Below are 12674 nucleotides of genomic sequence, written 5' to 3'. Positions count from 1 at the left end.
TATGAAAGAATTATTTGACCTTGTTTCTAACGATTGTAGTAAACTTGTAACCAAACAATATAGCACTTCTTTTTCGTTGGCTGTAAACATGTTATCTCCTAAAATTAGAACCGATATTTACAATATTTATGGTTTTGTTCGTTTTGCTGATGAAATTGTAGACACTTTTCATGATTACGACAAACAAGTTTTAATGAGTAATTTTGAAAGAGATTATTACGTTGCTAAAGAACAAGGCATCAGTTTAAATCCTATTTTACATTCTTTTCAACATACTGTAAATCGATATAATATACCTGACGAAATGGTACAAGCTTTCTTAAAAAGTATGAAAGCGGATTTGCATAAAACAGAATACCAAACCAAAGAGGAATATGACGAATACATTTATGGGTCTGCAGATGTTGTGGGCTTAATGTGTTTAAAAGTTTTTGTTGATGGTGATGATGAAAAATATAACGAATTAAAGGATGCTGCAATGCGTTTGGGTTCTGCATTTCAGAAAGTAAATTTTTTAAGAGATTTAAAAGATGATTTTGAAGTTCTAAATCGCTCTTATTTTCCTAACATTAATTTAGGTGAACTAGATGCACAGTCAAAACAACTTATTATCGATGAAATTGAAGAAGATTTTGATTACGCCTACAAAAATGGTATTTTAAAGTTACCAGTAGAAGCCAAATTTGGTGTATATATGGCATATAGATATTATAGAAGATTATTAAAAAAACTAAAATCTGTGCCATCAGAAAAAATTATGGACACAAGAATTCGTATTTCAGACCCAATGAAAATTAATTTATTGGCAAGAAGTTATGTAAAATACAAGTTAAATATTATCTAAAATGATTTTCGCATTAATTACACTTATTACTTTCATTATAATGGAAGGAGTTACATGGTGTACCCACAAATATGTAATGCATGGCTTTGGGTGGTTTTTGCACGAAGATCATCATCAGCCAGGTTATCCACACGTATTTGAAAAAAACGATGCTTTTTTTGTAGTATTCGCTATACCAAGTTCATTATCTATTTTTTTTGGTTTAGAACAACAATTATTTTGGTTGGCAGCAATAGGGTTTGGAATTCTTTTTTACGGACTGGCGTATTTTTTGGTGCACGATGTGTTAATTCATCAACGTTTTAAATGGTTTAAAAACACCAAAAACAGGTACTTGTTAGGCTTGCGTAAAGCACATAAAATTCATCACAAAAATATGGGTAAAGAAGAGAGTCAATGCTTTGGTATGCTTTTCGTACCTTTTAAATACTTTAAAAAGCCTAAACTAAAAACATAGTTTTGCGCTTTCAATTCATTAATGGATATTCAAAAGAAAAAAGTAATTGTAGTTGGTGCTGGTATTGGTGGTTTGGCAACTGCCATACGTTTACAATCAGCTGGTTTTTTAGTAACCATTTTTGAAGCTAATTCATATTTTGGTGGTAAACTAACCGCTTTTTCTGAAAATGGGTATCGTTTTGATATGGGGCCTTCTTTGTTTACAATGCCTCAATTTGTAGAAGATCTTTTTAAAGTTGCAAATAAGAATAGTGCAGACTATTTTCAATACAAAAAAAAAGAAGTTGTCTGTGAGTACTTTTATGAAGATGGCACTCGTTTTACAGCAGTAGCAGATATGCAACAATTTGCTAAAAATGCAACTAAATCTTTTAATGTAGATGAAACTAAGTTAAAGAATTATTTTGATAAAAGTAAAAAAAAGTACGATTTAACAGCTTCTTTATTTTTAGAAAAATCTTTACACAAATTAAGCACCTATTTATCTAAAGACACCATTAATGCCATATTTAACATCAATAGTTTAAACATCAATACAACTTTACATAATTACAATGCTTCAGTTTTTAAAGACGATAAATTGATTCAACTTTTTGATAGGTTTGCCACTTACAATGGTTCATCACCTTATAAAACCCCTGGAATTATGTCTATGATTCCACATTTAGAACAATATTTTGGCACTTATTTCCCTAAAGGCGGTATGCACTCTATTACAAAATCTATGTATGAATTAGCAAAAGATATTGGTGTGCAATTTCGTTTTAATACTTTGGTTGATGAAATTATTGTAGAAAATAATGAAGCAAAAGGCATTATGGTTCAAGGTAAAAAACACCTCTCTGATATTGTAGTTTCTAATGCTGATGTAGTGCCAACGTATCGTAAGTTATTAAAAAAACAAAAGGCGCCAGAAAAAATATTAACACAGCCAAGGTCTAGTGCTGCACTTATTTTTTACTGGGGAATTGAAAAAGAATTTCCTGAGTTAGATTTGCATAATATCTTTTTTTCAAAAGATTATAAAAAAGAGTTCACCACTATTTTTGAGAAAAAAAATGTATGTAACGATCCTACAATTTATGTGAATATTACCTCTAAAGAAGAAAAAAACGATGCTCCAAAAGGTTCAGAAAATTGGTTTGTTATGGTAAATGTACCATCGAATACTGGGCAAAATTGGAACGAAATCATCAAAAGAACCAAAAAAAATGTTATCGAAAAATTATCTAGAATACTAAATATTGATTTTGAAAAACTCATTAATTTCGAATCCATTTTAGATCCTAGAAAAATTGAAACAAATACGCAATCGTATCAAGGCGCTTTGTATGGTGCCTCTAGTAATAATAAATATGCAGCTTTTTTAAGACACCCTAATTTTAGTCAAACTATAAAAAATCTATATTTTTGTGGAGGGAGTGTACATCCAGGAGGTGGAATTCCACTTTGTCTGCTATCAGGAAAAATTGTATCAGAATTAATAATTAAAGACTAAAAATGATTGCTAAATATAAACTCTATATCTCTATTTTTATTATTTGGTTATTCAATATTTCTGGTATAATTGGCATATTATCAACACATTCAGACTGGTTTTTGGTGTTAACACCTTTAAATTTAATGGTGTATTTTTTTGCAATACTAGTAAATTTAAAAAAGTTTAATTTCCGTTTTTTTCTAGCTTTTTCAATTCCTTTTTTTATCGGTTTTATAACAGAATTTTTGGGTGTAAATTATGGATGGTTTTTTGGAGACTATAAATATGGCGAAAATTTAGGATTTAAATTAGGCGAAGTTCCTATAATGATTTGCTTAAATTGGGGAATTTTAACAGTAATTACAGCTGATGTAGCAATAAAAATAACAGAAAATAAAATCTTTCGCTCTTTGTTTGGTGGTTTTTTAATGATGTTATTAGACGTAATAATCGAGATATCTGCACCAAGATTTGATTTTTGGGAATTTGAAAATGGAATAGTACCTATAAAAAACTATGTTGCTTGGTTCATAATAGCATCAATTGCACACTTTCTTTATAATTTATTTGAAATTAAGACTAATAAAAAAGTGTCACTCAATATTTTTATTGCCATTATTATCTTCTTCTCTACCTTTTTATTCTTTTAATGAAAAACTACGATTACATAATTGTTGGTGCTGGTGCTTCTGGTTTAATGATGGCATTTAGAATGGCAAATGATCATTTTTTTGATGATAAAAGTATTCTTATCATTGATAAAGAAAAGAAAAGTACCAATGATAGAACTTGGTGTTATTGGGAAAATGGCAAAGGCGAATGGGATGATATTTTACACACTTCTTGGGAAACTATAATTTTTGAAAGTGAAACGTATCAACTAAAAAAAAATATAACTCCATATACTTATAAACTCATCAGAAGTAGAAATTTTTATGAAAAAATATGGACTGTTTTAGATGAAAAAAATCATTTTGAGTTTCTAAAATCTGATGTAAAAAGCATTCAACAAGAACAAGATTTTGCAACTGTTACCACCAACAATTCAAAATATGCTACCAAAAAATTATTAAACAGTATTTTGTTTGATACTGCTTATTTGCAACAAAAAAAATATCCTGTTTTAAAGCAACATTTTGTAGGTTGGTTTGTGGCATTACAAGAAGATACTTTTAACGACAAAGCAGCTACTTTTATGGATTTTAAGATTCCACAGCAATACAACACACGTTTTATGTATGTTTTGCCATTAAGTAAAAAAGTGGCGCTTTTTGAATATACCTTATTTTCTGAAGAATTGCTTGCCTATGATATTTATGAAAAAGCCATAAAAACCTATTTAAAAGAAAAAAACATTACCAATTATACCATTATTGAAAAAGAAGATGGTATTATACCCATGACATCGTATAAATTTTGGGAAAAGAACTCTAAACATATAATTCATATGGGCACTGCTGGTGGATGGTCTAAAGCCAGTACTGGTTTTACATTTATGAATACTTCAAGAAAAACAAAGGAACTAACATCTTATTTAAAAACAAATAAACCACTTACCAATTTTCATAAAAAGTCCAAATATTGGTATTATGATTTATTACTATTAGATATTTTAGCTAAAAAAAACTACTTAGGTTCTTCGTTATTTACCAGGCTATTCAAAAGAAATTCTACAACTAAAATATTTCAATTTTTAGATGGTGATACTTCGTTTTTTGATGATTTGCAAATAATGTTAAATATGCCAAGGTTATTATTTGGTAAAGCTTTGTTAAAAAGAATTTTAACTCAAAAAAAGTAAAGAGTTTGTAAACTTTACCACTTTTTAACGATTATTTCAACAAAACCTTTCATCTTTTCTTTGTTTAAACTGTATTTTTGAGCATGAAATTTAATAAAATATATATTTTACTACTCACTATTCTAGGCTTAATTTCTTGCGATAATTTTTTTGAATATACCGTTTACGATGCTGAAGTAAAAGAGGAGCATAAACATACAACATCCAAAAATTTAGACCAACTAAAAAATATTAAAGTAAATGGTACAGATTTTAAATTTGCGTTTTTAACAGACGGTCATTACTACTATGATAATCTTAAAACAGTTGTAGATCACATTAACAAAAATGATGAAATACAGTTTGTAATTTTTGGTGGAGACATTACAGAACAAGCACTTTTAAAAGAATATGAGATTTTTTATGATATTATGCACCATCTTAAAAAACCATATTTAACTGTTATTGGCAATCATGATTACAATTCTAATGGTAATTTAATTTACTCAAGAATGTTTGGTGATTATAATTATACTTTTCAATTCAATAATAATAAATTTATTCTTTTTGATGATATTGTTTGGGAAAGTAAAAAAACTCCAGATTTTGATTGGTTGTCATCAGAATTAAACAATACTAATGCTTTTAATGAAGTATTTGTAATTGCGCACATTCCACCAAATGGTGACCAATTTACTAATGAAATGAGCGCCACTTATAAAAATATTATGACGAATAACAATGTACCATTATCAATTCATGGGCATACACATACGTATAATTACGAAAAAGGAGATGTTAGTTATTTAACCATACCTTCTTTAAAAGAGTTAGCTTATGGTATTGTTACAGTTAAAAATAAATCTTTTAACGTAGAACTTATAGAATTATAAAAATGAAAAAGCTATTTATATTATTTTTTATATTTCTTTTTTCTACACGTTTTTTTGCACAAGATGTTCAAGAAAAACAGAAATCTTGGTATGCACCAGATTATGCTTCTCTACAATTTGCTGGTAACATTGGTTTATTTTCTACAGGTATAGGATATGAAATCTATGATGATATCTGGTTTTTAGAACTTTTATATGGTTATATTCCTGAGTCAATAACTAAGGCAAAATCAACTCATTTAATTACTTTAAAAAATACATTTCCTATTTTTACTAAAAAAATAAAAAAAGAGTATTTTATTTCTCCGATTGCAGGTTTTACTGCCACTTATGATGCTACTACAAATACATTTACAACCTTACCTAGCCAATTTACAAAAGGTTATTATGTTTCTAACGCAATTCATTTTGTGATTTTTGGAGGATTCAAAATTCATAAAGATTTTGATACTAAAAGTTTTATAAAAGGAATAGATTTTTATTACGAAATTGGTACTGTAGAGTCTTATTTGTGGTATGCAATCACCTCAAAACAAGTACCCATGAGCGAGGCTTTTAGTTCCGCAATTGGAGTGAATTTTTATTTTTAGGCGCAATTAGTTTTACAAATATATTTGTACCATTTTCCTCCAATATCTGGCTTTATGAGCTCTGTCATCCCATTCAAAAACTTGATGACTTATTCCTTTTTCATGTAAAATATTTGACAATATATAATTACTTTCTAAAAATGGATCTTCTTTACCAATTACTAAAACAATATCCATTTTATCAATTTGTGCAATCAAAATAGGATCACTAAGGTTTTTTAAATATTGATTTGGCATATTAAAGTACACAAAATCGTTATGAAAACCGCTTAGCAAATCTTGAAAATATCCTTTAGATTCGGTTAAATCATATCTACCACTTAAACCTACAACTTTACAAAACAAATTTGGGTGACGCATTGCCACATTTACAGCATGATATGCTCCTAAACTACAACCAGCAGAAATTATACTTTTATTATTATTTATTTTGTTTGCTAAAGGTAAAACTTCTTCTAAAACATATTTTTCGTACTGAATATGTCTGTAAATTCGATAACCAGGATGCACAAAACTATTGTAAAAAGATTCTAAATCTACGCTATCAACACAAAATATTTGCAGATGACCGTTGTTAATTTTGTCCTCTAATGCTTTAATTACCTTCCAGTCTTCATAATCATAAAAACGCCCCATTCTCGGTGGAAAAAACAAGACTTTTGCTCCAGAATAACCAAATATCAGAAGTTCCATTTCTTTTTCGAGATTTGAACTATACCATTTATGATACTCGCGTTTCATAGGTTATTTTAAAGCATATAGCATTATTAAATATTTTCAAGGATTCTTTCTGAAAAAATAGCTTTCTTGGAATTCAAAGCTTTTTTAAGCACATCATAACCTTTACTATTAAAGTGTAAACCGTCTTCTTCAAAGTACTGATAATTAGGATTTCCGTTTTCATCTAACAAGTCTTCAAAAATATCAACAAAGAAAAAATTCTCATCTTTATACATTAACTTTTTAATACAGGTATTAGTATAATGCACACTATCTAACAAATGTTTACGAGCAATACTTGGTTTTATAGAAATAAAGGTACATTTTACATTGCCGTATTTTTGTCTTATTTTATGTAATAGATTTTCCAAAAATAAAACTACTTCTTCTGGGTGCCTTCCATCTCCTAAATCATTATCACCTGCATATATCACTATAGACGCTGGATTTTTAATACTTTTAAAAACTCGATCAAAAAACCATGTGCAAGCCGCTAAACTAGAGCCTCCAAAACCAAGATTTACAGGGTTATATTGACTAAAAACAGCTGTTAATTCTTTCCATAAAGTAAATGTAGAACTTCCATAAAAAATCATTTTAGGTTCATACTCTAATTGCTCTATTTCGCTCTCTATTCGTTCTAAATCTGGATGATACCAAAACATAAATCTTCTTTTTTAGTTGCTGGCTAATATAATATTTTATCACTATACTAGTAAACTATAGTTTTTAAATATAGTAACTTACTATTTTAGTAAACTCACTGAGTTTACTTATTTTTCTCTAAAATAATGTAGGAATTTTCAGCAATTATAATCTGTTTGTAAAATTCTTTTAATGCGAAATATTCATTAGATGGAAAAGTACTTTTTGAAATGACAATTCTAGAATATAAACTTACAATATCATTGTTCTTAACTACTTTTAAAACAAATAAACCGTCTTTATTGGGTAGTGAAATCGCGAAATTTTTAGGAAGTTGGGTAATTGTATAGTGCTCAGGTATTTTTAGACTTAGTACAAAATTAGATTTTCTTGTATATCCAAAATCTACAGGATAATTTCTTTCTTTAAGTTTAAAGGGATTTTGTTCTAATCTATCAAAGAAAAATGGATTAATTCTAATTTTATCACTTAAATCATCATCCATTATTAAGTTTACCTTAAATACCTCCTGCAACTTTTTTTCTAGGTTATCCTTATCGGTTACTTCGTAGTCTACTACCTCTACATCAGGGTTATCTTGTTCAAATTTTTCAACGAAACCATCATCCCCCAAATTATAAAGTATTTTTCGTTGACGTTCTGCTTCATAACCTTGTCTATGCAAAAGCAAACTGCCCTCAAAATCGCCTTCCTCATTCATGTCTAATTTGACTGATACATTTTTAACTGATGGGTATTTTGGTTGTAATTTAACCCAATTGCTTTCTTTTTTATAATTGATTATTCGTGCATTTCCATTTAACGTTCTAAAAGGAACTTGACCAAAAGGTAAAAAGTCATCTGTAGCGTCTAAATAGTAATCTTTTTCATCAATTTTTACTTTTACGATAAGGTAATTAAAATCAAAAATAACAGGATAAAGTGTTGTAGGTATTCCATGTTCTCTGGTAGATAAAATTACCAAATCAGACTCAATTTCTGCAGCTTGCAAAGTATTATATAAAGACAAATTAATTTCTCCTGCAGTACCTACTTTAGCATCGAAAGCTTGTTTTACATTTTCATCTTCAAAATTCCAATATCTATCATTCCAGGTAAAGTGATTTTTGATAAAATCATAGATTTTTTTGGCTTTTTCTAAATCGTTTTTAGTTAGTAAAATATCTTCTGGGATCTTTTTTCTAAAAAAACTTTTTTTAGATGTTTGATTGTTTAAATAAATCTTTTTAAATTTTTTATCTGCATCTTTCCAGGTAGATGTGTAATCTTCTACAACCCCTCTTGTGTCTGTATGACTCTCCAAATCAAAAGATAAATGAGAGATATAATTGTCTTTACTTAACATATAACCCTCTTCTTTAAAAGCAGGAATATTATACATGCCATAGGAATAAATTAAGCAAGCACCTTCTCCAATTCCATCTAAATAGACACATTTTTTATTAACTGATGGCTTGTCTTTATCAAGTTTTTGATAACCAGTAATTCTCACATTGTATTTATAATTACCTAAAATGGCAGCATCAAATTCACTTTTAATTTTAGGAATATCTGACTGAAAATACCAATCAGGAATCCCTAAATATGGAGAAATAATACTGTACGAATATTCAATTACACTACCCTCTTTAATATTTGGCATTGTAAAACGATGTGCTGTCCAATTTTTAGATTCTTCAACTTCAAAAATTTTATCATTATCGATTGGAGTTACATGCATAGCACCTGTATCAGAAATATTATAAGTCATTGCTTTAATGTCTTTTACCTTCTTTTTTTTATACAAGTCTATAGAAATATTGGCTTTATCAAAAGCTTTCTTATCTAGAATTTTAATACGATAATAATAATCTGTTCTTGTATTATAATCGTTCTTTGGGTCTAAATATACGTTGGCATGTTCATACAAAACTACAGCTGCAGCTGTAGAGTCTTTTTGGTAAACAGTCATTTTTAACTCATCTAAAGTGGTTTGTCTCATCTTAGATGATTTTTCTTTTTGAGAGTACATTATCATTGTTAATAACAATAATAATAAAGGCAATTTTTTCATTTAAAATCGAATAATTTTTTGAACCCTATTTCTATTTAAAAAGTTCTTTATAATGGTTTTAGCAATTTCAATATGCTCAACAGGCGTTAATACCGATTTTAAAATATCGATATTATTTTCTTGATATGCCAAATTGGTATATCCGTAACTTATTACTTTATTATTTTCAACAAGAATTACTGCATTTTCTTCCACTTCTCTACCCTTGTCCAAAATGATGAAATTATCGTGATTAAAATTATCATCTGAAATATTAAATTTTTTCTTGAAGTTAAATTTAGGTGATAAATTTTCTAAGGCAATATTATATTTTAAGCGAGTAAACAACTCATTACCTGTTTTATTGTAAGATACAGAAACAGCCCTATCTTGAATTTTTAAAGCTCGCCTTGTGGTTTTTAAAAACAGTTTATTGATTTCTACTTTGATGTTTTTTCCTCTACCTATAAAAATTACTTTTCCATTAGCATCGTGAATATAAAATATACCCAAAACTCTTGGTATTTCTTCAATTAAATTTTTAAGTTTTTCTTTTTCTAATCGCTTATCGAAATATTTAATTGCGTTTTGAATAATATCTTTTTTGGTATCTTTTTCTAATAATAATTTAAATAATTGAATGGTAGCTAAAGCATCTCCAGAAGCTCTATGCCTATCTGTAATTGGTATACCTAAAGATCGTGTTAATTTGCCTAAACTATAAGAGTTTTGATCTTGTATTAACTGCTGGCTCAACTCTACTGTACAGAGTGTATTCCTCTCATAATCAAACCCTAAACGCTCAAATTCTGTTCTTAAAATTCGGTAATCGAAAGCTGCATTATGGGCTATTAAAATACAGTCTTTAGTAATTTCTACAATACGTTTTGCTACTTCATAAAACTTAGGTGCATTTCTAAGCATTTTACTATTAATGCCTGTAAGTTTTACAACAAATTCTTGTATTTCTCTTTCCGGATTTACTAATGAAATAAACTGATCTACAACTTCGTGTCCGTCAAATTTATAAATGGCAATTTCTGTTATGCCTTCTTCATTAAATTTACCTCCTGTTGTTTCAATATCTAAAATGGCGTACAATATCTTTTTCTTTATTTTTTGCGAAATTTACTGATTATAATTTCGATGACCAAATATTGCACTACCAACTCTAACCATTGTACTTCCATTTTCAATAGCTAATTTATAATCACCACTCATACCCATAGATAAAACGTTCAACTCACAGTTTTCTGTATTCACTTTTGTTTTTAATTTTTCAAAAAGATTTTTTAGTGATGAAAATTCATCTTTTAACTGATTTTCATCATCTGTAAATGTGGCCATACCCATTAAACCCACAATCTTAATATTTATGAGTTCTGAAAATTCTTCTGAGGTTAAAATTGTAGTTATAACATCAAAAGACAATCCGAATTTAGTGTCTTCTTTTGCTATTTTAGCCTGTAACAAACAGTTGATAACTCTGTTGTGCTTTTTGGCTTCTTTATTAATAACTTTTAAGGTTTTTAATTTATCAACCCCATGAATTAAATCTACAAAATGGGCCATGTATTTTACCTTATTACTCTGTAAATGACCTATCATGTGCCATTTTATATCTTTAGGTAATGCATCATATTTATCTACCATTTCTTGTATTTTATTCTCACCAAAAACACGTTGACCAGCTTTGTAAGCTTCCATCAAATCTTCAACTGGTTTGGTTTTAGAAACCGCAACTAAGGTTACATTTTTAGGTATTGAATTCTTAATCTTTCTTAAGTTTTCTTTAATCATTATATTGTTATTTAGTGAATCTAAATTTAATTTAAAATCGCATTTTTAAAAATATCAAAATTCATATATGGTTAAACCACTGCGTAATTTTGGTTGAATATAAGTGGTTTTCGGAGGCATTTTTAAATTGGCATTGGCAACTACTTTCATTTCATCAATAGTTACTGGCATCAAACCAAAACCCACTTTAAACAAACCTGCATCTATTTTTGTTTTAATTGCTATTGAATTTGTTTTGTTTTGCGAATACCCAATTCTATCGTTATTCGTTAAATCATCTATACCTAAAATAGGATGCAACACTGTTCTGTATAAAATTTCTGCATCTAATTTACTTAAAGCATCTGTAAAATTGTACTTATTTTTTCTTAAAACTAATGCATAAAATTCACCATCAAGATACATGCTAAAATGATGCTTTTTAGGAGGGGAATATATTTGTTGCCCTTTATGTTCTATGCTAAAAACGGCATTTAATTTTACTAAAAAATCTTTCACAGAATTGCCATTTAAATCTTTTATAAATCGATTAAAAGCCGATATTTTTAAGTTTGATTCCGGAATTAAATAACTCATAAAAAAATTATAGGGCTCATTACCTGTATGATTTTTATTTTCTGATGCCAAATCTTTTGCCAATAAAGCAGATGAAGCAGATCTGTGATGCCCATCAGCAATATACAAATCGTTTATTTTGTAAAAACCTTCTGTAATTTGTTGTTTAACTTTATCATCTGTAATTACCCAAAGCTTATGTAATTGTTTATCGGTTGTAGAAAATTCGTACTCAGGTCTTTTTTTCTTTTCTCTTTTTATGATTTTCGATAAGTTTTCATCATCTTTAAAGGTAAGTAACACAGGTTCAGCATTAAAGCCAGTTACTTTTAAATAGTTTTCAAAAAGTTGTTCTCGTTTACCAATAGTTTCCTCGTGCTTTTTGATTTTGTTATTAGTATAATCCTTTACACTTGTAGCTGCTATAAGTCCGCAAAAAGTACTATTGTTATCAATGCTTTCGTAAATGTAAAATGAAGGAACATCATCTTGAATAAAAATTTGATTTTCTTTAAATGTTACATAACGATTGTGTACCAGCTGAAAACGTTGTTCACCAGAAACTTCTTGATGGTATTTATAACCGGGATTTATGATGTGTAAAAACGAAAACGGATTAAAATTTAATTTGGCACCTAATTCAGCAGGACTATAAAACTCATAAGATTTTGAGGAAACCAAAGCCACCTTATCTCTACTTGGACGCACTGCTTTAAAAGGTTTTACAATTGCCATTTATAGTATTATGTTTTTATTGAAAAGTCTTAAAAATTGAATCTGATAAACAAAATGTAAACTTATGAAAGCAAATTTAAAACTACTAAAAAAGGGCTATCTAATTTTGTAACCGTAATT

The 12674-nt window shown here is 28.4% G+C and carries 12 protein-coding genes and 1 pseudogene; 7 read left to right on the top strand and 6 right to left on the bottom strand.

The genetic code is table 11. The features are described 5' to 3' along the window. Window position 1 precedes the first annotated feature (1 nt). The 7 genes from ACTG3V_RS09600 to ACTG3V_RS09570 all read left to right on the top strand — a co-directional run bounded on the left by ACTG3V_RS09600 (window position 2) and on the right by ACTG3V_RS09570 (window position 6046). The gene (locus ACTG3V_RS09600) at window positions 2-844 is read left to right on the top strand and encodes a phytoene/squalene synthase family protein (RefSeq protein WP_439131950.1); all 843 of its coding nucleotides are present in this window, start codon (window positions 2-4) and stop codon (window positions 842-844) included. A gap of 1 nt (window position 845) precedes the next feature. After that, on the top strand, window positions 846-1301 hold the full coding sequence (locus ACTG3V_RS09595; RefSeq protein WP_439131949.1) for a sterol desaturase family protein: 456 nt from the start codon (window positions 846-848) through the stop codon (window positions 1299-1301). Window positions 1302-1322: 21 nt separating this feature from the next. Continuing rightward, window positions 1323-2801, top strand: a complete 1479-nt coding sequence (gene crtD / locus ACTG3V_RS09590; RefSeq protein WP_439131948.1) for a 1-hydroxycarotenoid 3,4-desaturase CrtD — start codon at window positions 1323-1325, stop codon at window positions 2799-2801. 2 nt (window positions 2802-2803) lie between these two features. Continuing rightward, window positions 2804-3433 (top strand): carotenoid biosynthesis protein, encoded by a 630-nt coding sequence (locus ACTG3V_RS09585; RefSeq protein WP_439131947.1) that lies wholly within the window; start codon window positions 2804-2806, stop codon window positions 3431-3433. After that, complete coding sequence (locus ACTG3V_RS09580) at window positions 3433-4584, top strand: lycopene cyclase family protein (RefSeq protein ID WP_439131946.1); 1152 nt, start codon at window positions 3433-3435, stop codon at window positions 4582-4584. The genes ACTG3V_RS09585 and ACTG3V_RS09580 overlap by 1 nt, the downstream gene beginning before the upstream one ends. A gap of 83 nt (window positions 4585-4667) precedes the next feature. Beyond that, entirely contained in the window at window positions 4668-5456 is a 789-nt protein-coding gene (locus tag ACTG3V_RS09575) for a metallophosphoesterase family protein (protein ID WP_439131945.1), read from the top strand. A 2-nt stretch (window positions 5457-5458) separates the two neighbouring features. Beyond that, on the top strand, window positions 5459-6046 hold the full coding sequence (locus ACTG3V_RS09570; RefSeq protein ID WP_439131944.1) for a hypothetical protein: 588 nt from the start codon (window positions 5459-5461) through the stop codon (window positions 6044-6046). A 12-nt stretch (window positions 6047-6058) separates the two neighbouring features. Here the strand turns inward: ACTG3V_RS09570 and ACTG3V_RS09565 are convergent, their stop codons facing one another. The 6 genes and pseudogenes from ACTG3V_RS09565 to ACTG3V_RS09540 form a co-directional block, all read right to left on the bottom strand. Further along, on the bottom strand, window positions 6059-6787 hold the full coding sequence (locus ACTG3V_RS09565) for an esterase family protein (protein ID WP_439131943.1): 729 nt from the start codon (window positions 6785-6787) through the stop codon (window positions 6059-6061). A gap of 26 nt (window positions 6788-6813) precedes the next feature. Then, entirely contained in the window at window positions 6814-7431 is a 618-nt protein-coding gene (locus tag ACTG3V_RS09560; protein ID WP_439131942.1) for a GDSL-type esterase/lipase family protein, read from the bottom strand. 104 nt (window positions 7432-7535) lie between these two features. Next, window positions 7536-9413 carry a hypothetical protein gene (locus ACTG3V_RS09555; protein WP_439131941.1) on the bottom strand — a complete coding sequence of 626 codons (1878 nt, stop codon included), beginning with the start codon at window positions 9411-9413 and terminating at the stop codon, window positions 7536-7538. Window positions 9414-9485: 72 nt separating this feature from the next. Beyond that, window positions 9486-10565, bottom strand: coding sequence for a 3'-5' exonuclease (locus ACTG3V_RS09550; protein WP_439131940.1), 1080 nt, complete (start codon window positions 10563-10565; stop codon window positions 9486-9488). Between the two features lie 27 nt (window positions 10566-10592). Further along, window positions 10593-11294, bottom strand: a pseudogene (locus tag ACTG3V_RS09545) (YggS family pyridoxal phosphate-dependent enzyme); the annotation flags it as partial. Window positions 11295-11318: 24 nt separating this feature from the next. Continuing rightward, window positions 11319-12554 carry a DUF1015 domain-containing protein gene (locus ACTG3V_RS09540; RefSeq protein WP_439131939.1) on the bottom strand — a complete coding sequence of 412 codons (1236 nt, stop codon included), beginning with the start codon at window positions 12552-12554 and terminating at the stop codon, window positions 11319-11321. Between the last annotated feature and the right edge of the window lie 120 nt (window positions 12555-12674).

This window comes from Polaribacter sp. (assembly GCF_965660385.1).
Classification (GTDB): Bacteria; Bacteroidota; Bacteroidia; order Flavobacteriales; family Flavobacteriaceae; genus Polaribacter.
Note: the sequence above shows the minus strand (reverse complement) of the source record. Positions and strands in the feature narration are given on the sequence as shown.

Bases quoted from the DNA above. Each gene is read 5' to 3' on its own strand.
- ACTG3V_RS09570 (WP_439131944.1), top strand. From the start codon at position 5,459: ATGAAAAAGCTATTTATATTATTTTTTATATTTCTTTTTTCTACACGT.
- ACTG3V_RS09600 (WP_439131950.1), top strand. From the start codon at position 2: ATGAAAGAATTATTTGACCTTGTTTCTAACGATTGTAGTAAACTTGTA.
- ACTG3V_RS09585 (WP_439131947.1), top strand. From the start codon at position 2,804: ATGATTGCTAAATATAAACTCTATATCTCTATTTTTATTATTTGGTTA.
- ACTG3V_RS09565 (WP_439131943.1), bottom strand. From the start codon at position 6,787: ATGAAACGCGAGTATCATAAATGGTATAGTTCAAATCTCGAAAAAGAA.
- ACTG3V_RS09580 (WP_439131946.1), top strand. From the start codon at position 3,433: ATGAAAAACTACGATTACATAATTGTTGGTGCTGGTGCTTCTGGTTTA.
- ACTG3V_RS09555 (WP_439131941.1), bottom strand. From the start codon at position 9,413: ATGAGACAAACCACTTTAGATGAGTTAAAAATGACTGTTTACCAAAAA.
- ACTG3V_RS09560 (WP_439131942.1), bottom strand. From the start codon at position 7,431: ATGTTTTGGTATCATCCAGATTTAGAACGAATAGAGAGCGAAATAGAG.
- ACTG3V_RS09540 (WP_439131939.1), bottom strand. From the start codon at position 12,554: ATGGCAATTGTAAAACCTTTTAAAGCAGTGCGTCCAAGTAGAGATAAG.
- crtD (WP_439131948.1), top strand. From the start codon at position 1,323: ATGGATATTCAAAAGAAAAAAGTAATTGTAGTTGGTGCTGGTATTGGT.
- ACTG3V_RS09575 (WP_439131945.1), top strand. From the start codon at position 4,668: ATGAAATTTAATAAAATATATATTTTACTACTCACTATTCTAGGCTTA.
- ACTG3V_RS09595 (WP_439131949.1), top strand. From the start codon at position 846: ATGATTTTCGCATTAATTACACTTATTACTTTCATTATAATGGAAGGA.